At 69.3% G+C, this 25,249-nt stretch carries 30 protein-coding genes; 21 read left to right on the top strand and 9 right to left on the bottom strand.

Annotation, left to right across the window (positions count from 1 at the left end; all coding sequences use genetic code 11):
- The first annotated feature begins 2 nt into the window (after positions 1-2).
- Positions 3-146, top strand: coding sequence for a hypothetical protein (locus ACIBKY_RS38560; RefSeq protein WP_397104799.1), 144 nt, complete (start codon positions 3-5; stop codon positions 144-146).
- A 158-nt stretch (positions 147-304) separates the two neighbouring features.
- A complete protein-coding gene (locus ACIBKY_RS38555; protein ID WP_397104797.1) occupies positions 305-496 on the top strand; it encodes a phage terminase large subunit in 192 nt (63 codons plus the stop codon).
- A 760-nt stretch (positions 497-1,256) separates the two neighbouring features.
- Here ACIBKY_RS38555 and ACIBKY_RS38550 read toward each other — a convergent pair.
- Positions 1,257-1,526 (bottom strand): pentapeptide repeat-containing protein, encoded by a 270-nt coding sequence (locus tag ACIBKY_RS38550; protein ID WP_397104795.1) that lies wholly within the window; start codon positions 1,524-1,526, stop codon positions 1,257-1,259.
- Positions 1,527-1,981: 455 nt separating this feature from the next.
- Between ACIBKY_RS38550 and ACIBKY_RS38545 the strand changes: the two genes are divergently transcribed.
- Positions 1,982-2,362 (top strand): hypothetical protein, encoded by a 381-nt coding sequence (locus tag ACIBKY_RS38545; protein WP_397104793.1) that lies wholly within the window; start codon positions 1,982-1,984, stop codon positions 2,360-2,362.
- Positions 2,363-2,593: 231 nt separating this feature from the next.
- Positions 2,594-3,424, top strand: coding sequence for a hypothetical protein (locus tag ACIBKY_RS38540; RefSeq protein ID WP_397104791.1), 831 nt, complete (start codon positions 2,594-2,596; stop codon positions 3,422-3,424).
- Positions 3,425-3,502: 78 nt separating this feature from the next.
- Here ACIBKY_RS38540 and ACIBKY_RS38535 read toward each other — a convergent pair whose 3' ends face one another.
- Complete coding sequence (locus ACIBKY_RS38535; protein ID WP_397104789.1) at positions 3,503-3,655, bottom strand: hypothetical protein; 153 nt, start codon at positions 3,653-3,655, stop codon at positions 3,503-3,505.
- Positions 3,656-4,057: 402 nt separating this feature from the next.
- Between ACIBKY_RS38535 and ACIBKY_RS38530 the strand changes: the two genes are divergently transcribed.
- The 3 genes from ACIBKY_RS38530 to ACIBKY_RS38520 all read left to right on the top strand — a co-directional run bounded on the left by ACIBKY_RS38530 (position 4,058) and on the right by ACIBKY_RS38520 (position 6,851).
- Complete coding sequence (locus ACIBKY_RS38530) at positions 4,058-5,368, top strand: pentapeptide repeat-containing protein (RefSeq protein ID WP_397104787.1); 1,311 nt, start codon at positions 4,058-4,060, stop codon at positions 5,366-5,368.
- Between the two features lie 771 nt (positions 5,369-6,139).
- On the top strand, positions 6,140-6,430 hold the full coding sequence (locus ACIBKY_RS38525; RefSeq protein ID WP_397104785.1) for a hypothetical protein: 291 nt from the start codon (positions 6,140-6,142) through the stop codon (positions 6,428-6,430).
- 235 nt (positions 6,431-6,665) lie between these two features.
- On the top strand, positions 6,666-6,851 hold the full coding sequence (locus ACIBKY_RS38520) for a hypothetical protein (protein WP_397104783.1): 186 nt from the start codon (positions 6,666-6,668) through the stop codon (positions 6,849-6,851).
- A 383-nt stretch (positions 6,852-7,234) separates the two neighbouring features.
- Here ACIBKY_RS38520 and ACIBKY_RS38515 read toward each other — a convergent pair whose 3' ends face one another.
- The gene (locus tag ACIBKY_RS38515; RefSeq protein WP_397104781.1) at positions 7,235-7,867 is read right to left on the bottom strand and encodes a hypothetical protein; all 633 of its coding nucleotides are present in this window, start codon (positions 7,865-7,867) and stop codon (positions 7,235-7,237) included.
- 157 nt (positions 7,868-8,024) lie between these two features.
- Between ACIBKY_RS38515 and ACIBKY_RS38510 the strand changes: the two genes are divergently transcribed.
- A complete protein-coding gene (locus tag ACIBKY_RS38510; RefSeq protein ID WP_397104779.1) occupies positions 8,025-8,624 on the top strand; it encodes a DUF4352 domain-containing protein in 600 nt (199 codons plus the stop codon).
- Between the two features lie 70 nt (positions 8,625-8,694).
- Entirely contained in the window at positions 8,695-8,991 is a 297-nt protein-coding gene (locus ACIBKY_RS38505) for a hypothetical protein (protein WP_397104778.1), read from the top strand.
- 81 nt (positions 8,992-9,072) lie between these two features.
- Here the strand turns inward: ACIBKY_RS38505 and ACIBKY_RS38500 are convergent, their stop codons facing one another.
- On the bottom strand, positions 9,073-9,231 hold the full coding sequence (locus ACIBKY_RS38500) for a hypothetical protein (protein ID WP_397104776.1): 159 nt from the start codon (positions 9,229-9,231) through the stop codon (positions 9,073-9,075).
- A gap of 366 nt (positions 9,232-9,597) precedes the next feature.
- On the opposite strand from ACIBKY_RS38500, the gene ACIBKY_RS38495 reads away from it, so the two are divergent.
- The 4 genes from ACIBKY_RS38495 (at position 9,598) to ACIBKY_RS38480 (ending at position 11,827) form a co-directional block, all read left to right on the top strand.
- Entirely contained in the window at positions 9,598-9,837 is a 240-nt protein-coding gene (locus ACIBKY_RS38495) for a hypothetical protein (protein ID WP_397104774.1), read from the top strand.
- 131 nt (positions 9,838-9,968) lie between these two features.
- A complete protein-coding gene (locus ACIBKY_RS38490) occupies positions 9,969-10,238 on the top strand; it encodes a hypothetical protein (RefSeq protein ID WP_397104772.1) in 270 nt (89 codons plus the stop codon).
- 276 nt (positions 10,239-10,514) lie between these two features.
- Positions 10,515-10,874 carry a hypothetical protein gene (locus tag ACIBKY_RS38485; protein WP_397104770.1) on the top strand — a complete coding sequence of 120 codons (360 nt, stop codon included), beginning with the start codon at positions 10,515-10,517 and terminating at the stop codon, positions 10,872-10,874.
- Between the two features lie 203 nt (positions 10,875-11,077).
- Complete coding sequence (locus ACIBKY_RS38480) at positions 11,078-11,827, top strand: exonuclease domain-containing protein (protein WP_397104768.1); 750 nt, start codon at positions 11,078-11,080, stop codon at positions 11,825-11,827.
- Positions 11,828-11,878: 51 nt separating this feature from the next.
- Here ACIBKY_RS38480 and ACIBKY_RS38475 read toward each other — a convergent pair whose 3' ends face one another.
- A complete protein-coding gene (locus ACIBKY_RS38475; protein ID WP_397104766.1) occupies positions 11,879-12,400 on the bottom strand; it encodes a hypothetical protein in 522 nt (173 codons plus the stop codon).
- Positions 12,401-12,705: 305 nt separating this feature from the next.
- Between ACIBKY_RS38475 and ACIBKY_RS38470 the strand changes: the two genes are divergently transcribed.
- Positions 12,706-14,955 carry an ATP-dependent RecD-like DNA helicase gene (locus ACIBKY_RS38470; RefSeq protein ID WP_397104764.1) on the top strand — a complete coding sequence of 750 codons (2,250 nt, stop codon included), beginning with the start codon at positions 12,706-12,708 and terminating at the stop codon, positions 14,953-14,955.
- Here ACIBKY_RS38470 and ACIBKY_RS38465 read toward each other — a convergent pair.
- On the bottom strand, positions 14,888-15,958 hold the full coding sequence (locus ACIBKY_RS38465) for an acyltransferase family protein (protein ID WP_397104762.1): 1,071 nt from the start codon (positions 15,956-15,958) through the stop codon (positions 14,888-14,890). The two genes, ACIBKY_RS38470 and ACIBKY_RS38465, sit on opposite strands and share 68 nt — an antisense overlap.
- A 205-nt stretch (positions 15,959-16,163) precedes the next feature.
- On the opposite strand from ACIBKY_RS38465, the gene ACIBKY_RS38460 reads away from it, so the two are divergent.
- Both ACIBKY_RS38460 and ACIBKY_RS38455 read left to right on the top strand, forming a co-directional pair.
- Positions 16,164-17,318 carry an Ig-like domain-containing protein gene (locus tag ACIBKY_RS38460; RefSeq protein WP_397104760.1) on the top strand — a complete coding sequence of 385 codons (1,155 nt, stop codon included), beginning with the start codon at positions 16,164-16,166 and terminating at the stop codon, positions 17,316-17,318.
- An 82-nt stretch (positions 17,319-17,400) separates the two neighbouring features.
- A complete protein-coding gene (locus ACIBKY_RS38455) occupies positions 17,401-18,207 on the top strand; it encodes a glutamate ABC transporter substrate-binding protein (RefSeq protein WP_397104758.1) in 807 nt (268 codons plus the stop codon).
- Between the two features lie 3 nt (positions 18,208-18,210).
- Here ACIBKY_RS38455 and ACIBKY_RS38450 read toward each other — a convergent pair whose 3' ends face one another.
- Positions 18,211-18,711: a GNAT family N-acetyltransferase gene (locus ACIBKY_RS38450; protein WP_397104756.1), complete on the bottom strand. Its 501-nt coding sequence runs from the start codon at positions 18,709-18,711 to the stop codon at positions 18,211-18,213.
- A gap of 219 nt (positions 18,712-18,930) precedes the next feature.
- On the opposite strand from ACIBKY_RS38450, the gene ACIBKY_RS38445 reads away from it, so the two are divergent.
- From ACIBKY_RS38445 to ACIBKY_RS38430, 4 genes are read left to right on the top strand one after another with little or no spacing between them, the layout of a single operon-like run.
- Entirely contained in the window at positions 18,931-19,959 is a 1,029-nt protein-coding gene (locus ACIBKY_RS38445) for an ABC transporter substrate-binding protein (protein WP_397104754.1), read from the top strand.
- Positions 19,959-20,780 carry an ABC transporter permease gene (locus ACIBKY_RS38440; RefSeq protein WP_397104752.1) on the top strand — a complete coding sequence of 274 codons (822 nt, stop codon included), beginning with the start codon at positions 19,959-19,961 and terminating at the stop codon, positions 20,778-20,780. Before ACIBKY_RS38445 ends, ACIBKY_RS38440 begins: the two co-directional genes overlap by 1 nt.
- The gene (locus ACIBKY_RS38435; protein ID WP_397104751.1) at positions 20,756-21,463 is read left to right on the top strand and encodes an ABC transporter ATP-binding protein; all 708 of its coding nucleotides are present in this window, start codon (positions 20,756-20,758) and stop codon (positions 21,461-21,463) included. Before ACIBKY_RS38440 ends, ACIBKY_RS38435 begins: the two co-directional genes overlap by 25 nt.
- Positions 21,464-21,478: 15 nt before the next feature.
- Positions 21,479-21,637, top strand: coding sequence for a hypothetical protein (locus ACIBKY_RS38430; protein ID WP_397104749.1), 159 nt, complete (start codon positions 21,479-21,481; stop codon positions 21,635-21,637).
- A 24-nt stretch (positions 21,638-21,661) separates the two neighbouring features.
- Here ACIBKY_RS38430 and ACIBKY_RS38425 read toward each other — a convergent pair whose 3' ends face one another.
- Positions 21,662-23,056: an MFS transporter gene (locus ACIBKY_RS38425; RefSeq protein WP_397104747.1), complete on the bottom strand. Its 1,395-nt coding sequence runs from the start codon at positions 23,054-23,056 to the stop codon at positions 21,662-21,664.
- 140 nt (positions 23,057-23,196) lie between these two features.
- On the opposite strand from ACIBKY_RS38425, the gene ACIBKY_RS38420 reads away from it, so the two are divergent.
- Positions 23,197-23,955, top strand: coding sequence for a GNAT family N-acetyltransferase (locus tag ACIBKY_RS38420; RefSeq protein ID WP_397104924.1), 759 nt, complete (start codon positions 23,197-23,199; stop codon positions 23,953-23,955).
- Between the two features lie 103 nt (positions 23,956-24,058).
- On the opposite strand, the gene ACIBKY_RS38415 is transcribed toward ACIBKY_RS38420, so the two are convergent.
- Complete coding sequence (locus ACIBKY_RS38415; protein ID WP_397104746.1) at positions 24,059-25,234, bottom strand: cytochrome P450; 1,176 nt, start codon at positions 25,232-25,234, stop codon at positions 24,059-24,061.
- Positions 25,235-25,249 lie beyond the last annotated feature (15 nt).

The following is a 25,249-nucleotide window of genomic DNA, read 5'->3' as shown; positions in this document are numbered from 1 at the left end:
CGGTGCGCTCCGGCAAGACCATCGCGAGCCTGCTGCGGTGGCTGATGTACATCGCCACCGCACCTCGCGGGGGCTCGCTCGTCATCGTGGGGCAAGACGACACCATCTCGCGCGACATGTTCGAGCCGCTCATGGACCCAACCTGACGGGGTCGTTGGCGAAGAAGATCTGGTACACGTGAGGCGCCCCGACCGCGAACATCCCGGGTCGCCGCGTGGAGATCATCTCCGCCAACGACATGCGCCGAGTCCCGGTTGCGCGGCATGACGTGCGCGGGCGCGTACGTGGATGAGCTCCTGGCCAGGTGCGGCGTCCCGGCAGCAAGATCTTCGCCACGACGAACCCCGACGCTCCCAACCACTGGGTCCGCAAACGCTTCCTGCGGCGCGCTGGCGAACTCGACCTCGCCTGGTGGCACTCCATCCTCGACGACAACCCGTCGTTGGACCCGCCGTACGTAGCCAACCTCAAATCCGAGTACACCGGGTTGTGGTAGTGCCGCTACGTGCTCGGCGAGTGATGTATGGCCGAAGGCGTGATTTTTCACATGTTCGACCCCGACCGGCACGTCGTCGACCGGCTGCCGCTCATGGAGCGCTGGGTCAGCGTTGGCGTTGGCTACGGCACCGTCAACCCGTTCGCCGCGGTCCTCGTCGGCGTCTCCACCCCTGACCACGAAGGGCAGCGCCGCGTCTGCCTCGCCGGCGAATGCCGGTGGGGACTCCAAGAAGGAACGCCGCCAACTCACCGACAACGAGTACGCCGACCGGCTCCTGCACTGGCTCGACGCCTTCCCCGACAGCTGCGGGCCCGGCGCGTCCGGCGTCTCCGCCGAGTGGCTCGTCGTCGACCTATCGGCGGCGTCATTCATCACCCAGCTGCACCGGACCGGCTTCGCCCTGACCATAGGCGACAACGCGGTCATAGACGGCAGCCGCACCGTCTCCAACCTCCTCGCCGCCGATCATCGTGTGGAAGGACGGCGTCCCCCGCTGGCCCGGCCGCGTACTCAAGCTGGCGGAGCCGTACCTGGACGGCGAGGACGTCCGGACGTGGCAGGCCAAGCTGGCCAAGCGCGGCTGGAACATCGACGTCGACGGCGTGTACGGGCCGAAGTCGCGGTCGGTGTGCCGGGCTGGCAGCGCGCGGTCGACCTGTCCATCACCGGTGAGGTGGACGCGCCACGTGGGATTTGACGTGGGCGTGGACGAAGCCAGCAACCTAATCCAGGCCCTCCGGGGTGCGAGAGTGGTGGCTTAGTCGTTGTGCGGGGTGGGCGGCTCGGCCGGGGAGGCAGGACGAAGATGGGCAGGCAGCCCAACCGCATCGGTCAGGATCGCGCCGAGCAAGTTCGTGCCGCGCAGGTTCGCACGGGTGAGATTCGCGCTGGTGAGGTTCGCGAAGGTGAGGTCCGCGGCAGCCAGGTTCACGCGAGTGAGGTTCGCGCCAAGCAGGTGCGCGCGGGTCAGGTCCGCAGCCGACAGATCGACCAAATGCTCCCTATCGGACCGGGCAAGGACGGTCACAGCTGCTTGGACGTCGGCGGCTAGGAGCTCGCGGTCTGCTGTCCGATCTACTCATACGTCGTGCGATTGTTCACGCACGAACGCCGCCAGGACGTCCATGACCGTGGGATGGTCCCGCACGGAGTCACGGGCAACACATTCGAGGGCGTAGGTACCTGGGGCTGCTCGCCGGCCTCACCGTTCTGCAGGCCGTCAACGCAGATCTGGACCTGATCGCGTTCCTGCCGGACTGGCTGGAGACGCTGGCCGTACCGCGTCTGCCGGGCCTGATCACGTACGTGTCCGGCTACAAGACGAAGCACACCCCGCCGTCCTGATCTGCCTCTCGACCAGCGGTAGTGCCTGCGAGGTGATTACGACGTAATCACCTCGCAGAGCCGTCGTTGCTGACGTTGCCCCGCTCCCCTCTGCTTAGGCGGAGGGGAGCGGGGCTTCTTCGTATGAGGAACGCACGGATGCAGGTGATGTACGCCCCTGGGCTGGAAGGGCGGCGCGGTTTATCGTCCGCGCAGGACGAAGTCGAGCGGATGGGACTCCACATGATCACTGCGGTCAGAACCTTCGCTGCCGCTGCACTCGTCACCATCGCCTTCGCGGTGTCCGTACCGGCCGCGAACGCCTCATCCTCCGGCGACTGGAGGTGCACCGACGGCAACTCCATCTTCATCTCCGACAGCTACGGCTACGTCGTCCATGCAGTTGGATGTGTCGGTCAGGGGTCGGGCGACGGCACAATCACGATCACCTCGGGCTACTACGCCGGCTCCTTCTACTGCTACAACACGATGGTGTACAGCGGTGGCGGAGTGAGCGGATTCCACTGCTTCCCCTATTAGGGACGAGGCGGTGTTGGTGTCCGGCCGCCGGTCTGCGCATGCCGGGCGGCCGGGCACGACCCTCGCCTCACGGGACTCTCATCCCTACAGTTTGGGACGCCCTGAACGACACATAAGTTCACGCTCGTTGTAGGGCTACCGTGGAGCGCTGCGCATCCAGTCGTCGCCGCGAACACCAGCACGTGATGTGTCGAAAGCGGATCGAAAGGGGCGAACTCTAGCCTATCGAGCATGATTCACTTCATGGTTGCCGCGACCCTCGCGTTGTCCGGGGTTGCTGCTCCGTTGTCCGGGGTTGCGGCTCCTCAGCACCCTGGGGTCCGTGTGCTGCAGCTCAACCTTTGCAACAGCGGCATGGCCCCCTGCTGGGACGACAAGCCCGGAAGCGACGCGACCCGGGCGCCACAGACGATCCAAAAGGCGTCGCAGGTCTTCGCGAGCCTGAACCCGAGGCCGTCTGTCGTGGTCATGAACGAGGTCTGCAGCGACGACCTCAAGGGCCTTAAGCAGCGGCTCAATCTGAAGGGTGACACGTTCTTCCCCGCGCTCAACGGTAGCGACCCCCACAAGTGCGGTGGAAAGAGGCCGGGCGGCGGGGGCGAGTACGGTACGGCGATTCTTACCGCAGAGGAACTGCCCGAGCCGTGGGACGACTACAAGAAGTATGTGGTCTATCGCGATCAGGACCCGGGCGAGGCCGAGAAGCGCATCATGGGCTGCCGCAATATGAAGAGTTTCACGGTGTGTGGTAGCCACCTCGGGGTCGTCGCGAACGAGGCGCAGTGCACGCAACTGCTGCACACGGCGAACACCTGGGCCTCCCGGGGGCCGCTGATCATCTCAGGCGACATGAACCTCCGGTGGAACAACGCCGACGAGCAGCAGAAACTCAAAAACTGCATGCGCAACGTCCCCGGCTTTACCCGCAAGAGCGACGGCAAGCGGCAGCACGTGTTCACCCGCAACGGCGGCTGGGGTTTTCCCTCCACCAATCCCACCGGGACGGTCTCGATGGGCACATGGAGCGATCACGATGCCTTCTGGGCGGACCTCAGGCCGTGAGGATGAGTACTCCGAGGCCGCGCTGGGCGAGTATCTCGATGTCGGCGCGCCGCTCGGCGCTCACCCATACCAGGAGAATCAGCTGGAAGGCAGCGTGCCGGTCAGGCCGGTGATGCCGAGCTTGTGCCATAGGGCGGAGCGGCCGTAGATGCTGCGGTCGTACGCGGCGCGTTCGTCGTCGTCTGCGGCCAGACCGTCGGTGTAGCGGATGCGCAGGGCTTCGTGCAGCATGTGCCCATCGCGGTCAGCGCCCGGGTGCGCCGCTGCATCTGGGCGCCGGTGCTGCGGTCGGCCAGGTCGGCGAGCTCCACGAGGGCGTCGCCGTACTGCCGGTGGTAGCCGAGCAACGTCGGGAACACCTCGCCGGCGGCCAGGAGGGCGCAGGCCGGAGTGCGCGCCTGCGCGGCCATCCTCCGACAGTGAGCCTCGTTCACGTGTTCGACAATAGCAGTCGACCGAAACTGCGGCAGGCAAGCAGGGGGCCGATAACCTGGCGTTATTCCCGCCTGATCACGACTTGAGCACCCAGCCTCGCCGGAACTGCAGACCGGAGTGCAATGAGGTATGAGGATTCGTCGCCGCGGTTACCCCGGACCGCCATCACGCCCGCCCGAGCTACGCCCGCCCCGCTCGATGCTGTGGTGGGTCCTGCCCGGCGCGCTCCTCATCGGAGCCGCTGCGTGGGGCACCGCGCAATGGCTGCTCCAAGGTCTGCCTCAACTGCCGATCCCTCAACAGGTCTCCACCCGGATTGAGGCGCTGCGCACCGCGCTCGCGGCCGCAGCTGGCGTCGGTGCGGGGGTGACATTGCTGCTCGCCGTACGGCGGCAACGCCATCAGGAGGTGGCCACATGGCACACTGCTCACGACGCCGCCGAACGCCGGGTGACCGAGCTGTACACGAAAGCGGTCGAGCAGCTCGGCAACGACAAGGCCCCAGTACGGCTCGGCGGCCTGTACGCGCTGGAGCGCCTGGCCCAAGACACCCCCGCCCTGCGTCAGACCGTCGTTGACGTGGTCTGTGCGTATTTACGCATGCCCTACCAGCTTCCGGGTGATGACAAGCCCGAGCGCGAGCCCGGCGTTCCCCGAGCTGCGGTCGGCGGTGTCTCCAAGCCGACGATAGCTACGCACGACCCCCACGAAGAACGTCAGGTCCGACTCACCGCCCAGCGCATCCTGGCCGATCACCTGCGCGAAGAGACACCAGCCACGCGCTTCCGGTGGCATCTCCGCGCGGCGAACCTCGACGACCGTCACTGGCCTGGTATTCGTCTCGATCTCACCAGCACAACCCTGATCAATTTTAGTCTTGATAGCTGCCGCATCGGTGACGCTCATTTCAGTGGTGCTATTTTTGCCGGTGACGCTCATTTCAGTGGTGCTATTTTCGCTGGGGATGCCTGGTTCCGCGGGGCGACCTTCACCGGCAATGCCGAGTTCGACGGAGCGACCTTCAGCCGCGACGCCAGGTTCGACGATGCAACCTTCACCCACGACGCCAACTTCTACCAGGCAACCTTTGTCGGCGAGGCCGGATTTGCCGACGTAATCTTCATGCTGGACGCCATTTTCGAGCAGGTAGTCTGCAGCTGGCGCGCTGGTTTCGATCGTGCAACGTTCACCGATGGCGCCCGGTTCCGCCGCGCGACCTTCAGTAATTCCGTCAGATTCGCGCACGTGACCTTCGCTCGCACCGCCCATTTCGACGCCGTGACCTTCGGCGGCAATATCGTGCTCATGAATACAGTAGGGACGGACAGAGCGACTTTGACGGGTGCTCGATTGGCACCGGAGGCCGAGCTGATGGTGCAGGATCTTCCCCAGTTCGGGAATGTGAGTCCGCCCCCGGCGTGGCGAGTGGAACCGGCTGCGGACGGGTGGCAGACGCTGCGGCTGGCCACTCAGGAGGAACTGGCGGAGTCCGGCGGCGCGGGCGCTTGACGTGAGGGCTCCTGTTCGCCTATCCACCGCGGTGTGGGCCGACGACACCGGTATGGATGTACGTGAGACGGCCTCCGGAAAGCTGCGCTACCCCTAGCGCCCGGAGGCCGTCGAATTACCCGAAACCAAGCCAGCACGAGGCCCGAAGACCACCATGAACAGCCGGTTGCCACCATCATGGCACCTACACAGCTCCTGCTGCGAACGGCAACGCTGGAGCAGAAGGTGAAGCGCCTGCGGTCGGGCGGGGCTTGTTCATATGAGGAATGCACGGTCGTGGGTGATGGACGCCTCTGGGCGTCCCTGCCTCGCGGTCTACCGTCCGGGCCATGACCATCAAACGCTTCGCCACCATCGTGGGTGCGGCGCTGCTGGCAACCTCCACGCTGGCAGCACCAGCCCAAGCACTCCCGCCGTTGGCCTACAGCTGCGATAGCGGGGTCGTACGGCAGACCAAACGACGGCAGCCTCCGCGTGGGCGGCGATGGCTGTTCAGGCCCACTGAAGGGAATCGTCGGCGCTGGCCCGGACGCGGGCACCTATTTTTGCAGGTTCGTCATCGTATTCAGCGCGGGCGGCGGTATCAGCGCGTACATGTGCAGCCGCGTCTGACGCCCGGGTCGATAGAGTCCCCGCACCTTTGGGTGTGGGACTCTCTGCGTTGTACGGCTACGTCTCGTTCAGCGGTGGCCCGGCTATTCGTGAGAAATGCATACCTGATGGTGATGGCGGCATCTAGGAGCGTGCAGGCGAGAGACCTATCGTCAGGGCATGTTCCCCAGACGCGTAGCAACCCTGCTCGGCGCGGCTCTGCTGGCTGTGCCTTTGATGGCCGCCCCCGCCTATGCGGGCGGGGTCTACGACTGCGCGAACGGCACGCGCACCCCGGACCCGACGGGCGCTGGCTACTACCTGGGTGGGAGGCTCTGCGGCGGGTCCGGTATCGGCGACGTAGACGTCCACATCATGGCGGGACCCGCGGCTGGCGACTACCGGTGCGAGACGGCGCTGTTCTTCGTCCAGACCGGTAACCTCGCCGGCGTCAGGTGCCGCCTGATGTGAGACGACTCGGAGCGGGCAACGGTTGTCCCAGAGTGGCGTTCTGTCTGGCGCCCATGTCTGGCTCGCTGCCCACGTCTGCCTCTGCGCGCTGGACGGCCGGACATGACCCTCGCCTGTCGGGGACCTTCATCCCTACGTTTTGGGACGCCTCAAACAGCCCTTAGGTTCACGCCGGTTGTACGGCTACCGTGAGCTTGTGGCACCACGCACACCTACCCCAGCCCAACGCGCCGTCTTGGAGCGCATCCGGGACGGGCAGGTCTACTACCTGGCCACGAGCCCGCGCCGGGCTGAGATCCCCAAGCCGACGCTCGCGGTGCTCTTCGACAGCGGCTGGGTGGAGCTCGAAGGTGAAGGAGTGCGTGCCGTGGGGCGGCTGCTGGTGCTCACCGAGGCCGGCCGGGCCGCGCTGGGGGAGTAGGACGTGCGCAAACCCTCTGGGCGGGGCCGTGTGTGATCCCACATAGGCGCTATCCGCTCCGCGCGCTCGATCTCGTCAGCGGCGAAACACTCTCGGTTCTCCAGGATGGCGAACATGAGCCGGAATGGCGTGTCGCTGTCCCCGGCTTGGGAGCTCCACAGCTTGTCGTGGCGGGCGGCGCGGCCCCGGGCGTGTTCGCAAGGGTCTTGCTGGGCGCTGCACCCTGCTACGAGGACTGTGGCTGAGATTGACCCGAGCAAGATTCGTAAGCGGCGCACGTGCCCAGGATGTCGCATCCGGACGCAGCGAAGCCCCCGCCCTCCCAGAGGGGCTTGTTCTCGTTGTTCACCTACGCCTGCTTCTGGGCGACGTAGGCGTCATGCCTACGAGATTCCCTTATAGAGAGGGCCGCAGAAGGCGAGGTCCGGTTTGGCGCAAGCGCGGATACCCACTCTCCGGCCCTCTGGCCAGTCGCCGTCGGGCCGGAGGTTGTCATTAGGCGGGATCGCAATCCAGCGTTCGTCGATGAGGCCATCAACATGGAGCCATGCGTACTTCGTCGTGGATGTTGCATTCCCAAGGAACATCTTCTCGTCGTAGGCGTAGAAATAGACGGTCCAGCCGACGGCGGGGTTAGAACTGGACTGCACCTTCGCGAAGGCGTTCCTGCCGTCAACGTCGGAGTCTCCGGGCAGGTCCGAACCTCCCGTGTAGACCCATCCGTCAGCATGAACGCCAGTAGGGGCGAGCGCGAGGCTCGCCGCTGTGGCGAGAGTGATGGCAACGGCTAGTTTGGCTGACTTCATCCAACCCATGGATACCTGCCCTCTGTCGCTGATCGGGTGGGCGAGACGGTATCCATAGGCGCTATCGATTCGCTTAATCGCGATGCGCCAGAGCGCGGGACACGCGTGCCTCAAGCGGACTTGGTGGCCGATCTCTGGGGGTGCGAGACCAAGCTCCAAGGGTAAACCGGTGTCTTTGCACGGCTCCATGTCAGCAGCAGCGTTGCCCACTCATATCCTCGGAGCCCAGCGCCCCCGCAGTACCCGGAATTGCCTGCCTTGTGACTGTCAGGCCGGGCTGGCAGGCTCGTTGCCATGATGAGACACGCGGATTCCAACGGCTCGCGATTTACAATCGCGAACGTCCACAGCGGTTTTGGAGGCCTTGATGTCTGAGCGTTTGGGGCAGATGCCCCCCGACTCTGGTTTACCCCAGAACCCGTACACGCCCGCGCCACACAACGATGCCTCCCACGGCGCGTCACCGACGGTCCAGCCGAGGAATCGATACCGGGCGGTCGTCCTGCTGTGCATCGGCGCTGTCGTCGGTGCCCTGGGCGTTCTCGGTGCCTTCGCCGTCGTGGACGGGTACGGGCCCTTCGCCGCGCAGGCGAGCATGGGCGAGGTGGTCACGGTTGGCGACTTCAGGATCGTCGTCGAAGAGGTCGACCGACACGGCCGCGCCGAGAGCGCGCGGGCAGGCGGGGTTCCGAAGGGCGAATTCATCCTCGTGAAGTTGTCGGTGCTGAACACGGGTTCGGGGATTCAGGCGTTTGCGGTCGGCGCTCAGAAACTGCTGGCGGGCAGATCGGAGTACGACAGTGTCCTCGTCGAAAACACCGCGCCGATGTTCGAGCAGATTCCTCCGGGCGGCACTGCCACCGGCCTGATCGTCTTCGACGTGCCGGAGGGTGCTCAACTCGAAGCGGTCGAACTGCACGGGAGTGCATTCTCGTGGGGGGCCAAGGTGAAGCTTTCAGAAGGCTGAGCCTCTTCGTGTCGCACATTCGTTCGGTCGTATGATCCACCCAGAGGGGGCTCACAACCTGGGGGAGATCATGACTGACCTGCATATACCCGAAGATCTGCTCGCATTGAAGCGGGACTTCCTCACTGCCGACACCCGCTGTCACGAGATCGCCGACAGTCTGCCGTCCGCTGTCGCCGTCCTCGCGCTGAAGGCCAACGCGGAGCCGGAGCGGCAGGCCGACCTGGTGGAGGCGCGGTCCGACAGACCGCGCATCGTGGGCGAGATCAGCCGGCACCCGTGGTGGGCCGGCTGCGAGAACCGGACCCAAGCGTCGCTGGCGGTGCTGGAGGCGGCCAAGACCGCTCTGGCGACGCCGGCGGAGTGAGGCGTACGGTGAGTGCACGCCTGGCTGACGAGAGCCCGACCCCTTCGACGCGGGGGACGGGCTCTCTTCATGTTCGCAGAGTCAGCAGGTGGCGAGCATGTCGGCGAGTTCGTCGATCTCGGCCTGCTGAGCAGTGAGGCCCCAGTCGTACTTCACATCGGTCCAGCTTTTCGCGTGCCCGCCCTTGAGCTTGCTGTCCCGCCGCAGCGGTCGCTTGAACCTGCGCCGCAGCTCGATCAAGGCCTGCGCGCCCTGGCTTACAGGCTCCTCGGCGTTCCCCTCACCCTCATCCTCGATGGAGAGGGCCAGGACACAGGTCCAGTCATCCGCCTCTCAGGTGCGCGAGTAGGGACGGCAAACCGCTCGTGGAGATCAGGCGTCGCTGTTCTCAGCGACCGCTCTCCTGCTCGTGATGCACCAGCTGGGCCGCTGGCTGATCGTGCGCGACGCACGCAACCGCAGCCAGTGGCGGCAGCCCGGCGGCCACCCCCGGCCGGGCGAGAGCCCCGCGAGGCCGCCGCACGAGGCGTCCACGAAGAGATCGGCCTCGACCTGCCTGCCCGCGATCTGCTGCTCACCTCTTGGATCCCCGGCAGCCCCGGCCGCGTGGATCAGGTGGTGCTCCTGTTCGCCACCCGGGCACTCACCGACGACGACTTGACCGCCATCACCCTGGACACCAGCGTGGTGGATGCCCACTGCCTCGCTGCTCCGGGCCCTGATCTGCCAGTTCCTCCGCTGCTCGCCGAGCAGCTCGCGCACCTGACCATCTACGGCCGCGGCCACTACCTCGAACAGAACCACGCTGGGAAAGATCCCCTCACGGAAGGGCACCACCGTGACTGAACAAGTCATCAGTCCGCTCGTGCCCGCGCTGAACCCGGTGACGTTCCTGGAACTGGAACTCACCAACCGCTGCCAGCTCGCATGCACCCACTGCTACTCCGGCGCTTCCCCCCACCAGCGGGCACGGCAGCATGACCAGCCAGCGCTGGCGCAAGGTCATCACGTCCGCGCCGGCGGCCGGGATCGAGACCATCCAGATAATCGGCGGCGAGCCGACCATGCGCCCCGGCTTCCTGACCCTGGCCGACCACGTCGTCGGCACCGGCCTGAAGCTGCAGGTGTACACCAACCTCTACCGGGTCACCGACGCCCTGTGGGCGCCTGGCACGGTGACGTCCGCATGTGTGTCCTGTCCAGGTTCCTGCCCCTGCCGGCAACGTCCGCATCAACTCGCTGGCTGAGATCTTCGCGGGGGAGACCTGGCGCAACCTGCTCGCCCAGGTGCCCCGCCACCAGCCGCGCGGCTGCAACCCGGGCTCAGACGGCAACGACTGCGGGCCCGCCGAAACCTTCTGCGAGGGCGACGCGCTCACCCTGCCGCTCATCCCGTCCCTGCTCTTCCGTCCAGATGGCGGCGCCCGGTGACCACCAGCTCATACTTCCCTATGGACTGGAAGAGGCATGCGCACGCCCTCGCGGCGGCCGCGACCCCGCCGGGCTCCCGCTGACGCGGCCCGGTGCTGGACGTGCTCGAGGCGTGGGACGTCAACACCATGCTCACGATCCTCGCCCCCGGCATCGAACACCACTACGAGCAGCGCGACGGCGTCCGTATCGCGGTGATGAGCCACGAGGACGGTTCGTGGGCCCGCGCCGAGGATCACGACGGAAAGGTCACGGTGCACCAGTCGGGCCCGCGAAGGCTGTGGGACTACCTCGACCAGGTACGCGACTTCTGGCTCCGGCACGGCGAGCTGCCCCTTTCACGGCGCGCGGGTGACGATCACCCCGGACGGGGTGATCACCCTCCGGCGTGGCCGATGGTCGGCGACCATCGGCCAGTAAGCCCCTCCCGATGCTGTCGGCCAGCCTGCTGACCTGGCTGACAGCGGCCGACCGGCCAGGCCCAGCCGGGGCGGCATGTCGCGGGGGCAGCGGCTGGAGCGCTGCCCCCGCGACATCAACCGGCAGCAGGCCCGCCCCTTGGATCCTTTGCCGGGCGTCCAGCACACGCCAACGCGTCCCCTTCAGGCGGCCAGGCCGGTCGTCAGCTCGACCGAACCTTCACAGGAGAAGCCCGATGAGCCCGCCGTGGACCACCGCCGACAACCTGATCGCCCTCGATCTGGAGGGCATCGGTGGCCAGGATCGCGACCGCGAGAAGATCCTGGAGATCGCGGTCGTCCCGCTGACCGGCGGCCAGCCGGACATGGCCCAAGCGTGGGAGACGACCATCAACCCCGGCCGGACGATCGCCCCCCGGTCGTGGATCTCGCCGGACCTGACCGGGACCATCCTGCTGACCGCGCCGCCCCTCGAAGACGTCGCCGACAACATCACCACCCGCGTGCACAAGCGCATCCTCGTCGGCCACAACCTCGCGGTGGACTGGCGGCTCCTACACCGCGACCTGCCCGACCCGGAGGTCGTCGCGCTGATCGACACTGCCCGCCTGTACAACCACCTGCGCCCGCAAGCGGAGCGCTGGAGCCTCAGCAGGCTGATCACGCAGTACGGCCTGACCGACCAGATGCACGCCCTCGCACCCAAGCGCAGCCCCCACCGCGCCCTGTGGGACGCCGTCGCGGCCGCGCTCCTGCTCCCCGCGCTCGTTGGGAAGTTGCCGCGCGGCTCGGCCGCCTCCGCGGCCGAGCTGGAGCGGGTCGCCAGCCTGCCGAGCAGACCGCCCTCGGCTTCTGAGCGCCCGCTCCAACCCAAGAGGGCGCCACGGACATCGAGTTCGACGGGCCCTGGCCTGAGTACAGTCCGTACCGCGCAGCACGCAGGTGATCTCGCTGCCCGCGAAGCCGGGTTGAGAAAGCAGCAATAAGTCGGTGCTCCCAACAAGCAGCCGACAAGCTGTCCTGCTGGGTTGGAAACCTCAGGGGGCAGAGGTCGATGGGTCAGGAGGCGGGCCAGCGGAAGGCGGCAGTTTGAGGCCGGGGGCTTGGCCGGGGAGACCTGCCGGAGGCACAGACCACGAGACGACCCTGGAGAGATCTACCTCAGCGCCGGTGAATTCCGCCTCGTCGAACGAAACCGTCCCGCCGGAGAACTCCGCAGCGTAGAACGAGACCATCCCGCCTGAGAACACCGCGCTGTCAGAACGGACGCTGCCAGCAGGAAACCCCGCGCGGTCAAAGCGGACGGCGCCAGCGGGGAACACCGTGTAGCTGAAGTCGACGTCGGTGGCGAAGGCGATTCCGGTGAAGTCGAGATCGACGCCGTGCCAAGGGATCGGAGCATCGGCCTTCAGATGGACAGTGATCAGACGCAGGATGGTGGCGCGTACCTCGCCCATGGACCGCCACGCGGTACGGGCGTCGGCGGTGTCCGCGGCGTTGGAGTCAGGTTCGGGTGCGGGCGGCATGCGCAGGTAGGCGCACAACACGTCGATGCACATCTGGCGGCCACCAGCCCGCCCACCCCGGCCACCACCGCGAACGCGATCTTCAACAGGTCGAACAACGTCGTCGCGCTGACCAAGGCTTCGGGCTTGAGCCCGCGCACGCCGAACAGCAGCAGCCCGGCACGCCTTCGTCCCCCCGTGGGCCGTCGGTGGATGAGATGGGCACTCGTGTCGGCGGCCAGAGTCGGCGCACGGGCGGCGGTACGGAGCGAGCCTGAGTGGCCCGGCCTCCTGCTGATCATGGGGCAGTGGGTACGGCTGCGCGCCGGGGAGGGCTGGGGCTGCGGCAGAATACCCGCATGGCACCTGATCGTCCGCCCGGCAGCGTCCTTGAAGCCGTGCTGGAACGGGTGACCTATGCCAACGAGGAAACGGGCTACACCATCGCGCGGGTGGCGACCGAGCGGTCGGGCAGTGAGCTGCTCACCGTGGTGGGGCCGCTGCTGGGGGCGCAGGTCGGGGAGTCGCTGCGGCTGACCGGGCGGTGGACGTCGCATCCGCGCTACGGCAAGCAGTTCGAGGTCTGGTCCTACAGTACGGTCCTGCCGGCGACGATCCAGGGGATCCAGCGGTATCTGGGGTCCGGGCTGATCAAGGGGATCGGGCCCAAGATGGCCGAGCGGATCGTCGGGCACTTCGGCACCGGCACGCTGGATGTGATCGAGAACGAGCCCGGACGGCTGGTCGAGGTGCCGGGGCTCGGGCCCAAGCGGACCAAGATGATCGGCGCCGCGTGGGAGGAGCAGAAGGTCATCAAGGAAGTGATGATCTTCCTGCAGGGAGTCGGGGTCTCCACCTCGATCGCCGTCCGCATCTTCAAGCAATATGGCGATAAATCGGTGGAAGTGGTGAGAAGTCAGCCGTATCGGTTGGCGGATGATGTCTGGGGCATCGGGTTCAAGACGGCCGACACCATCGCGCAGGCGGTCGGCATCCCCCACGACAGCCCGGAACGCGTCAAAGCGGGTCTGCGCTACACCCTGTCCCAGGCCGCCGACGACGGGCACTGCTACCTGCCCGCCCCCAACCTCGTCGGCGACGCCGTCAAGATCCTCGACGTGCCCGCCGAACTGGTCGCCGCCTGTCTGGAGGAGTCGGTGGCCGCCGAGGAGGTCGTGCGCGAGGAGATCCCGGCCGGTGACAACACCGTCCCGGCGATCTACCTGGTGCCCTTCCACCGTGCCGAACTGTCCCTGGCCGGCGGCCTGACCTCGCTGCTGCGGGGCGGCCACGACCGGCTCAAGGCCTTCGCCGACGTCGACTGGGAACGCGCCGAGCAGTGGCTGCACGGCCAGACCGGCGCGGAGCTGGCCGCCGAGCAGCGTCAGGCGGTACGGCTGGCGCTGACGGAGAAGGTCGCGGTACTGACCGGCGGGCCGGGCTGCGGCAAGAGCTTCACCGTGCGCTCCATCGTGCTGCTGGCGCGGGCCAAGCGCGCCCGCGTCATCCTGGCCGCCCCGACCGGCCGCGCCGCCAAGCGCCTGGCCGAGCTGACCGGCCACGAGGCCACCACCGTGCACCGGCTGCTGCAACTGCGTCCGGGCGGCGAGGCCACCTTCGACCGCGACAACCCGCTCGACGCCGACCTGGTGGTGGTCGACGAGGCCTCGATGCTGGACCTGCTGCTGGCCAACAAGCTCGTCAAGGCGATCGCGCCGGGCGCGCACCTGCTGTTCGTCGGCGACGTCGACCAGCTTCCCTCGGTCGGCGCGGGCGAGGTGCTCAAGGACCTGCTGGCCGCGGAGGAGATCCCGCGCGTACGGCTGACGCAGATCTTCCGCCAGGCCGCCGAGTCCGGCGTGGTCGTCAACGCCCACCGGGTCAACTCCGGCCGGCACCCGGTCCTGGAGGGCATGAAGGACTTCTTCCTGTTCCCCTGCGAGGAGCCCGAGGAGATCGCCCAGCTCACCGTGGACGTGGTGGCCCGGCGCATCCCCCGCAAGTTCGGCCTCAACCCGCGCCGTGACGTACAGGTCCTGGCGCCCATGCACCGGGGCGCCGCAGGCGCGGGCGCGCTCAACATCGTCCTGCAGGAGGCGCTGACCCCCTCGCGCGAGGACCTGCCCGAGCGCCGCTACGGCGGCCGGGTCTTCCGCGTCGGCGACAAGGTCACCCAGCTGCGCAACAACTACGACAAGGGCGCCGCGGGGGTGTTCAACGGCACGGTCGGCATCGTGGAGGCGATCTCTCCGGATGAGCACCGGCTGAGCGTGCTCACCGACGAGGACGAGAGCGTCGACTACTCCTTCGACGAGCTGGACGAGCTCGCCCACGCCTACGCGGTCTCCATCCACCGCTCGCAGGGCAGCGAGTACCCGTGCGTGGTGGTGCCGCTGGCGACCAGCGCGTGGATGATGCTGCAGCGCAACCTGCTCTACACCGCCATCACCCGGGCCAAGAAGCTCGTGGTCATCGTGGGCTCACGCCGGGCGCTGGCCCAGGCGGTGCGTACCCGCGGCGCGGGGCGGCGCCACACCGGGCTCACCCATCGGCTGTCACCAGACGCCGGCCCAGACGCTGGGCGGGCGCTTCCACCCAGCGCCAGGTGAGCGCGCTGAGCGCGAACGTGGCCGGCACCGCCCACAGCGCCGGCATCACCCGCAGCAGCAGCGGGTGCAGCAGGTAGACCGAGTAGCTGACCAGTCCGAGCCAGCTCAGCACGTACGGCACGCCCCGCCCGCGCAGCGCCATCCCGGCGAGGAAGATCGCCCAGGCGGCCACGAAGGCGGTCTTGAGGTTGGTGCCCGGCGACAGCAGCACCCCGGTCACCGGTACGGCCAGCACGATCCACGCCCGTGCCCAGGTGATCTGTCCTTGCTCGGCCCGGTACAGGGCGGTGCCGGAGAACATCGTGGCCACGACGATGAGGCTCTGCCAGGCGGGCAACCGGCCGTTGAGGGCCAGCAGGGCGGTGACCGCCACGAGGAGGACGGCCGCGCCGGCCTGCCGTACCGGACCATCGCCGCCCAGGACGGCGGCCAGGCCCGCGGCGATCACGGCCAGGGCGGGCAGGGCGGCGCCCGTGAGGGCGCCGGTGGGCAGCAACGCCGCGCCGGCCAGCGCGACGGCGGCCAGCCCCAGCGCGATCTCGGCGCTGCGCCGGTGCGCGCCGAGCGTGAACAGGGCGGTGAGCAGCAGGTAGAAGGCCATCTCGTAGGAGAGGGTCCAGAGCACGCTGACCGCGCTCGGGGTGCCGAGCAGGTCCTGCAGCATGCTGAGGTGGGCCAGCGGGGAGCCGGTGACGGGCAGGAGGAGCAGCGCGCCGGCCATGCACAGCGCCCACAGCGGGTAGAGGCGGAAGACGCGGCCGATCCAGAACGCGCGCACCTCGCCGCGGCGTTCCAGCGAGGCGGGCACGATGTAGCCGCTGGCCAGGAAGAACACCATGACGCCGCACCACCCGGCGGCGAACCAGGCGCCGCTGGCGGCGTGCACGGAGGGTGAGAGGCCGGCGACGGCGTGTTCGTAGACCACCAGGACGGCCGCCAGCCCGCGCAGCGCGTCGAGCCAGGCGAGCCGTTTGCCAATCCTTTGCGGTCCGGGGGAGAGCATCCGGCCAGGGTACGTCGTACCAGCGGGCTTGACCCGTTCTTGACCTGCGCTTGACGTCACTGAGTGATCGAAATGTGACCGAACTCTCCCGAATGAATCTGCGTCATACATGCAGGAGCATTAAGGTTTTGAGAGTTGTTTTAGGTAAATGGGGGAGAGGTCCGTTGTGAGTACTGTGCCCGGTTGGAGGAGACCCGCGGCGGGCGTGGCGCTGCTGGCGGCCGCCGCGTTGACGGCGTCGTGTTCGGGCGGCGCTCCGGCCGGCCCGGGGCAGCAGGGCAAGCCCGGTCAGGCGGCGACGACACCGCAGGCGCCGGTCATCAAGATCACGCCTGAGCAGGGCAGCGCCAAGGTCAGCCCGGACAAGAAGGTCGTCGTCGAGGCGGCCGGCGGTGTGCTGGACGAGGTCGTGGTGCAGGCCGGGACCGAGCAGATCGAGGGCAAGTTCAGCGCCGACAAGACGCGCTGGGTCTCCCAGAGCCCGCTCAAGCCGTCCACCGACTACAACGTCACCGCCAAGTCGGGGGTCACGCAGGCCGCCAGCGCGTTCAAGACGCTGAAGCCGGAGCGGGTGTTCAAGGTCGTGGACGTCACGCCCAACGCCAAGGGCGAGAAGATCGGCGTGGGGGCGCCGATCATGGTCCGCTTCGACCAGCCGATCAAGGACAAGGCGAGCGTCGAGGCCGCGCTGAAGGTCGAGGCGGAAAAGCCCGTCGAGGGCGCCTGGCGCTGGATCGACGACACCTACGTGATCTACCGCACCGCCAAGTACTGGCCGGCGCACCAGAAGATCAAGTTCCACGCCGACATCGAGGGCATCAAGGGCGGCAAGGGCCTGTACGGCGGCAAGGACCACGAGACCACGCTGCGGATCGGCGCCAAGCAGATCAGCAAGATCGACACCCGCAAGAAGATGATGTACGTCTACGTCGACGGCAAGCGCAAGCAGACCATGCGCATCAGCGCCGGCATGGCCACCACCCGGGAGTACACGACCACCTCGGGCATCCATCTGACGATGGAGCGTGGCAATCCGGTGCGCATGATCTCCCCCGGCCGCAAGAAGGGCGACCCGGGCTACTACGACGTGATGATCAACCACGCGGTGCGCATCTCCAACTCCGGCGAGTACGTCCACGCCAAGAACAACGTCTGGGCGCAGGGCGTGCGCAACGTCAGCCACGGCTGCATCAACTCCCGGCCCGACCAGGCCAGGTGGTTCCACGACACCATGCAGCGCGGTGACGTCGTCGACATCGTCGGCACCAACCGCGAGCTGGAGTGGAACAACGGCTGGGGCTTCTGGCAGATGTCGTTCAAGCAGTGGAAGAAGGGCAGCGCCCTGCGCGGCAAGGCGTGATCGCCGCCATACCCGCAGCGGTGCCGTAGGCGCCACCGGGCGTTCACGCGGCGTTCACGGCCGGTGCCTACGCTCCGGTGAGATGAGAGGCAAGATCGTCCTGCTCGCCGCGGCGCTGGCGGTGGCCGGATGCGGCACGCAGCCGGGCGGCCCTGCGTCGATCCTGGACAAGGACGAGCTGGTCGTCGCGGTGAAACCGGACCAGCCCGGCCTCGGGTTCAAGACCGCGGGCGGGAGGTTCGAGGGGTTCGACGTGGATGTGGCCTCCTATGTGGCGGCGCATCTGGGGAAGAAGGTCACCTTCGTCCCGACCACGTCGGAGGGGCGCGAGGACAAGCTGAACTCCGGCGAGGTGGACATGGTGATCGCCACCTTCTCCATCAGCCCGCAGCGCAAGGCCGAGGTGACCTTCGCCGGGCCGTACTACGTCTCCCACCAGGACATCCTCGTGCGCGCGCGGACCACGGACATCCGCGGGGTGCGTGACCTGCGCGGGCGCAGGCTGTGCCAGGCCAAGGGGTCGATCTCCGCCTCGCGCATCGTCGAGGGGCGCCGGGTGATGGCCGACCTCGTCCCGGCGGCCACCTACAGCGCGTGCGTGGAGCTGCTGCGCGCGGGCCGGGTGGACGCCGTCTCCACCGGGGATCTGATCCTCGCGGGGTTCGCCGCCGCCGACAGGGGCGCGTTCACCATCGTGAACGCGCCCTTCACCGAGGAGCGCTACGGCATCGCGCTGGCGCGCGGTGACGTGGCAGGGTGCGAGGAGGTCAACCGGGCCCTGACCGCCATGTACCAGAGCGGCGCGGCGGCCACGCTCCTGCGGGCGCGCTTCGGTTCGACGGGCCTGCGGCTTGCCACCTCGGTGCCGCAGTTCGAAGGGTGCGAGTGAGCCTCAGGCGACCTCGCGGCGCAAGATCATGCCCGGCCACGCGCCGACGCTGAACGGCTTCTCCCGGGTGAAGCCCCAGCGCTCGTAGTAGGCGATCAACCGGCCGTCGTCACCGGCGTAGCAGTCCACGCGCAACAGCTTCACCTGCCGCTCGCGGGCCTCACGCAGCGACAGGTCCAGCAGCGAGCCGCCCACCCCATGACCGGAGAAGCGCCGGTCGATCACCAAAGCCTGCACGTACAGCTCCGGCTCGGGAGCCGGATCCACATACGGGTTGGCCGCGCCGACCACCACGCACCCGGCCGGCTCACCCTCCACCTCCGCGATCCGCATGCCCTCACCCTCGGCCCATCCGCGCACCTGCGCGTGGCGCTGGGGGTTGGCGCTGAACGGCTCGCTGCCCCACTGGCCGGCGCGGCCGTGCGCCACCAGCCAGGCCACCGCGCTGTCGAACATCCCGAGTACCGCCGCCACGTCCTGTGACGTACCTGTCCTGATCTTCATGGAGGTCAGCGTATATTTCCTAGAAATCAGGTAGGAAATATTGCCATTAGGAGCGGGCCCGCCTATCGTGAAGATCGTGAGTCCAGGCCTGACCCGTCGCGCGCACATCGACTACTGCCGCGTCGCCAGCACACAGTGTCGCCGGTCCTGGCGCCGGACCCGATCCGCCGCATGCCGTAACCCGTCTGTCTGCTCTTTTCCGTCGAAGGACGATTCCGCATGCCCGCACATCCCCGCCCTCTGCCGGCCGTACTCCTCCTGTCCGTGCTCCTGGCCGCCTGCGGCCAGGCGGACGGCAGCACCCAGCAGGCCCTGGCCCCCGACGCGCCGCTGCCCACCACCGTGCCCCGGGGGACCAAGCTGATCGTCGGCGACCCGCCGACCAAGATCGCGCTGGAGCTGTCCGGCGAGATCGGCACGTTCTCCTTCCCGATCGAGTGGGCCAACCTCAGCGGCGGCCCGCAGACCTCCGAGGCCTTCCGCGCCGGCGCCCTCGACGTGGGGGCGGTCGCCGAGATCCCGGCCATCCACGCCACCTGGACCGGGCTCCCCGTGAAGATCATCGCCTCGCGGTTCAGGAAGGATCCGCTCGCCCATCCCACCTACGAGCTCGGCATCGCCCCCGGCGCGCACGTCAAGACCCTGGCGGACCTGCGCGGCAAGAAGATCGCCTACAGCCCCGGCCAGGCACAGGGCGCGCTGGTGCTCAAGGTGCTGAAGAAGGCCGGCCTCACCAAGCAGGACGTCACCCTCGTCGAACTGCCCAGCACCGGCGACGTCTACCCCAACGCCCTGGCCGCCAGGCAGGTCGACGTCGCGCCCATCGGCGGCGTCAACATCAAGCGCTACACGGCCACGTTCGGCAAGGACGGCGCCACCACCATCCGCCACGGGCTGCGCGATGACCCCAGCCACCTGTATGTGCGCGCCGAAACCCTGCGGGACCCGGGCAAGGCGGCGGCGCTGCGCGAGTACGTCGCGGCCTGGGTCCGCGCCTCCCGCTGGGTCCACGAGCACCCCAAGGAATGGATCGAGGGCTACTACGTCAAGGACCAGGGACTCACCCCGGATGACGGCCGGTACCTGGTCGACCTGGCCGGCGAACCCGACCTGCCCACCGACTGGAGCCAGGCCGTCGCCCGCCACCAGGAGACCATCGACATCCTCGCCGCCGAGACCGGCAACCGGCCCCTGAAGGCCGCCGACCTCTACGACCTGCGCTTCCAGACCGTCAGGGACGGTGCCTGATGCTCCTCGCCACCCCGCCCGGCACCCTCGTCCGGGCCCGCGCCCGCCGCAGCCTGCGCCCCGGCCGCCCCCTGCGCCTCGGCTTCCTGTACGGCCCGCTCCTGCTGGTGGCCGCCTGGGCGGCAGGCTCGGCCACCGGCGTGCTCGACCCCCGTTTCCTGTCGGCCCCCTGGACCGTCGTGACCACCACCGGCGAGCTCATCGCCGGCGGCCGGCTGCAGGACCACCTCCTGTCCTCCCTCCGGCGGGTCGGGCTCGGCCTGGCCTTCGGCATCCCCGCCGGCACCCTGCTCGCCCTCGTCTCCGGCCTGAGCCGCTGGGGCGAGGCCCTCATCGACGGGCCCGTCCAGATCAAACGCGCCGTGCCGGCGCTGGCCCTGATGCCGCTGCTCATCCTGTGGCTCGGCATCGGCGAAGGCATGAAGATCACCGTCATCGCGCTCGGCGTCGTCGTGCCCATCTACATCCACACCCACAACGGGCTGCGCGGCATCGACGCGCGCTACGTCGAACTGGCCGAGCCCGTGGAGCTCGGCCGGGCGGCGTTCATCCGCAAGGTCGTGCTGCCCGGCGCGCTGCCCGGCTTCCTGCTCGGCATGCGCTTCGCCGTCACCACCGCCTGGCTGTTCCTCGTGGTCGCCGAACTGATCAACTCCACCAGCGGCATCGGCTACATGATGGACCTGGCCCGCACCTACGGCCAGACCGACGTGATCCTCGTCGGCATCGTCCTGTACGGGCTGCTCGGCCTGTTCTCCGACGCCGCCGTGCGCCTGGTGGAAAGGAGGGCGCTGTCATGGCGGCGGACACTGGCCGGCTGACGGCGGCAGCCGTACGCGTCGAGGGGATGACCCGCTCCTACGGCGAGCGCGTCATCCTGGACGCCCTCGACCTGGAGATCCCCGCGGGGCAGTTCGTGGCGCTGCTCGGCCGCAGCGGTTCGGGCAAGAGCACGCTGCTGCGCGCCCTGGCCGGGCTCGACCACGACGTGGCCGGCAGCGGCCGCGTGGAGGTGCCCGGGCAGGTCTCGGTCGTCTTCCAGGACGCCCGGCTGCTGCCCTGGCAGCGGGTGCTGGACAACGTGGTCCTGGGCCTGGACGGGGCCGAGGCCAAGGGCCGCGCCGGCCTGGAGGAGGTCGGGCTCGGCGGGCGCGAGCGCGCCTGGCCCAGCGAGCTGTCCGGCGGCGAGCAGCAGCGGGTCGCGCTGGCCCGCTCGCTGGTGCGCGAGCCACGCCTGCTGCTGGCCGACGAGCCGTTCGGCGCGCTGGACGCGCTGACCCGGCTGAAGATGCACGCGCTGCTGCGCCGCCTGTACGAGCAGCACCGCCCGGCCGTCCTGCTGGTGACCCACGACGTGGACGAGGCCATCGCCCTGGCCGACCGGATCCTGGTGCTCACGCACGGCCGGATCGCCGCCGAGCAGCGCCTGGACGGCGCCAGGAGCCGCAGCGAGATCAGGTCCGAGCTGCTGCGCGCGCTCGGCGTGAGGGGCGAGGCCCGTTGAGACAGGGCACCTGTCATGCCGCCCTACCTCAACGGCGGTTTCGAGGTCTTCGCCGACCACGTCCTGCCCCTGCTGCGCTCGCGCGGGCTGTTCAGGAGCGAGTACGGCGGCGCCACGCTGCGCGAGCACTACGGCCTGCCCCGCCCGGCCAGCCGGTACGCGCCCGCGCTCTAGCGCCGCAGAGCCGAGCCGTCCGGGTCAGGGGCCGGACAGGTCAGGGGCCGGACGGCTCGGCGCCCGGCGCGGGCGCAGCAGCAGCGCCGTGAGCAGGGCGGCCACCAGCAAGATCGCCAGCGCCAGCCCCAGCGCGGCCACGTACCCGGGCACCGCCGCGGCGTGCGCGGCGGCCACGGTGTTGAGCAGCGCGACCCCGAGCGCCGCGCCCACTTGCTGGGCGGCGTTGTAGGCGGCCGAGGCGGCGCCGACGTCGTGCCCGCGCAGCCCCGCCGTGGCCAGCGCGGCGGTCGGGGGCAGCACGCAGCCGAGCCCGAGCCCGGTGAGCACGAGCGCGGGCAGCAGGTACCCGGCGAGCACGCCCGTGGAGCCCGCCTCCAGCCGGGTCAGCACGAACATCCCGGCCGCGGCCGCCAGCAGACCCGCCACGATCAGCACCCCGGGCGGCACCCGCCCGTGCAGCCGTCCGGCGATGAGGGAGGCTCCGGCCAGGGCCGCGACCGCGTTGACGATCAGCGCCAGCCCGGCCTGGACGGGCGTATAGCCGAGCGTGGCCTGGGTGTAGTAGCTCATGAACAGGTAGAAGCCGAACATGGCCACGAACATCAGGGTGATCGCCACGAACGCCCCGGCCCGCGCGCGGTCCAGCAGCACCCGCATCGGCAGCAGCGGCTCGGGCGCCCGCCTCTCCACCACGACGAACGCCGCCAGCAGCACGACCCCGCCCGCCAGCAGCCCGAGCACCTTCGGCGCGCCCCAGCCGAGCGGTTCGGCCTCGTTGAAGGCGTAGACCAGGGCGGCGAACCCCGCCACGCTCAGCAGCCCGCCCGGCACGTCCAGCCGTCCCCGCGCCGCGGGGCGCCTCTCGCGGCCGGTCCCGGTCATGGCCGCGGCGGCCAGCAGCGCGATCGGCACGTTGATGTACAGGCACCAGCGCCAGCTCGTGTACTCCGTCAGCAGCCCGCCGGCCACCAGGCCGATCGCCGACCCGGCGGCGCCGACCGCGGCGAAGGCACCGAAGGCCCGCCCCCGCTCGCGCGGCTCGGTGAACGTGGTCGTCAGCAGCGACAGCCCGGCGGGCGCGAGCAGGGCGGCGAAGACCCCTTGCAGCGCCCGCGCCGCGAACAGCGTGGCGGGGCCGGTAGCCGCCCCGCCCAGCGCCGAGGCGGCGGCGAACCCGGCCAGGCCGATGACGAAGGCGCGCCGGTGCCCGAGCGCGCCGCTGACCCTGCCGCCGATGAGCAGCAGCCCGCCGAAGGCCAGCGCGTAGGCGGTGATCGCCCACTGCCGGTTGGCGTCGGTCAGGCCCAGCGCCTGCTGGGCGGTGGGCAGGGCGATGTTGACGATGGTGCCGTCCAGGACGACGAGGAGCTGGGCGGCGCTGACGGCCGCCAGTGTCCGCCGATGTGCGAGATCCATGTCTTCCAGCGTTTCGTTGAACGCCCCCCGGAACCCTGGCCCGCCTCCAGCAGGGCCGGCAGGCGGCCAACCTTCAACCGGCGGGGGAGACCGCCGCCGTCGCGATCTCGGCCGAATCGGGCATTAGGGTGGGGCGCGTGATGTTGCCGCTTTTCGACCTGCAGATGCGCCGGCAGGCGCGGCCCGACGCCCCGGGCGTCCGGGTGGAGTGGACCGGCTCGGTGGTACGCCAGGTGGGCGGGCCCGAGGACTGGAACGGCATCCTGTGGTCCGACCTGGACGCGGCCGGGGCCGATGCCGTCATCGCCGAGCAGCTCGCCTTCTACGGCGGGCTGGGCCGTACCTTCGAATGGAAGCTCTACAGCCACGACCGCCCGGCAGACCTGGCGCGGCGGCTGGCCGCGGCGGGGTTCGTGGCCGATGAGGCGGAGACGCTCATGGTGGGCCGCATCGGCGAGCTGAGCCTGAGCGAGCAGGTGCCGGGCGGGGTGGAGCTGCGGCCGGTGCGTGACGCGGCCGGGGTGGAGCTGATGGCCGCCGTGCACGAGCAGGCTTTCGGCGGGGATTCCTCACGGGTGCGTCACCAGCTGCTGACCCAGCTGGCCGAGCGGCCGCAGGAGGTCGAGGCGGTGGTGGCGATGGCGGAGGGGCGGCCGGTCAGCGCGGCGCGCATGCAGCTGCATCCGGGCACCGACTTCGCCAGCCTGTGGAGCGGCGGCACGGTCGAGGGCTGGCGCGGGCGGGGCCTGTACCGGGCGCTGGTGGCCTACCGCGCCCGGCTGGCGGCCGCGCGCGGTTACCGCTACCTGCAGGTCGACGCGGCGCCGACCAGCCGGCCCATCCTGGCCAGGCTGGGGTTCGCCGCGCTGGCGACGACCACGCCCCACCTCAGTCCGTGAACTCTTTTCCGGCGGGAACCGGGCCGGGACAGGAGGTCGGCCGCGATCACGGGGGTGTCCCCGCCCCGACGCACCGCTGCCGGCCGGCGACGACACGCATCGGCTAAACCGCCTCCCAGGTGACCGGCAGCGCGTGCAGGCCGTAGATCATCATGTCCGTGCGCAGCGGCACCTCCTCATCCGGTACGGCCGGCCGCAACCCGGGCAGGCGGGCGAACAGCGCCGGCAGCCCGGCGGTCATCTCCACCCGGGCCAGCTGCTGGCCGAGGCACTGGTGGATGCCGTGCCCGAAGGCGAGGTGCCCGGCGGTCGAGCGGTCCAGGTCGAGGCGGTCGGGGTCGGGGAAGTGCGCGGGGTCGCGGTTGGCGGCCGGGATGGAGACGGTGACCGTCTGCCCTTCGCGGATGAGCCGGCCACCGAGTTCGACGTCCTCCAGCGCGGCCCGCGCGGTGGCGGGGATGATGCTGAGGTAGCGCAGCAGTTCCTCCACCGCGGGGCCGGGCTCGCGCCGTAGCTTCTCGATGCTGCCGGGGTTGCGCATCAGCGTCCAGGCGCCCAGGGCGAGCATGTTGGCGGTGGTGTCGAAGCCGCCGCCCATGAGCAGGAAGGCGATGGTGACGAGTTCTTCGTCGTTGAGTTCGCCGCCGGTGACCAGGCCGCTGAGCAGGTCGTCGGTGGGGTGGGCGCGTTTGGCGGCGATCAGTTCGGCGATGGAGCCGGTGGCGGCGGCGAAGGCGGCGGCCTTGTCCTCCTGGCTGGCGCGGGTGCTGCCGAAGATGGGCATGTGGTGGCGGAAGCGCTCGCGTGCGTCGTCGGGCACGCCGAGCAGTTCGCAGATCACCACGCCGGGGATCGGCTGGGCGAAGTCGGCGACGAGGTCGGCGGGCGGGCCCTTGGCCAGCATGGCGTCCAGGTGATCGGCCACGACGGCTTCGATGCTGCCGGTCAGCTGCCGCATGCGCCGTACCGTGAACTCGCCGGTGAGCAGGTGACGGTAGCGGGTGTGCTCGGGCGGGTCCATGGCCAGGAACGCGCCGGGCGGGGCCGGCTGCAGGGGGGCGCGGGCGCCCGCGCCGGGCATGGGGGTGTGCACGAGGTCGGCGCGGTGGCTGAAGCGCCGGTCGGCCAGGACGGCGCGGACCAGCTGGTGGCTGGTGACCAGCCAGCCCTCGTGCCCGTCGGGGTAGGTCATCGGGCTGACGGGGCACTCGGCGCGCAGCCGGGCCAGTTCGTCGGGCGGGTCGAAGGGGCGCTCGGCCGGGGGTTGCAGAGGCATCATGCCTCCAGGTAACAC

It is taken from the genome of Nonomuraea sp. NPDC050394 (genome assembly GCF_044459065.1).
Classification (GTDB): Bacteria; Actinomycetota; Actinomycetes; order Streptosporangiales; family Streptosporangiaceae; genus Nonomuraea.
The sequence above is the reverse complement of the archived record's forward strand: the minus strand, read 5'-3'. Positions and strand labels throughout refer to the sequence as shown.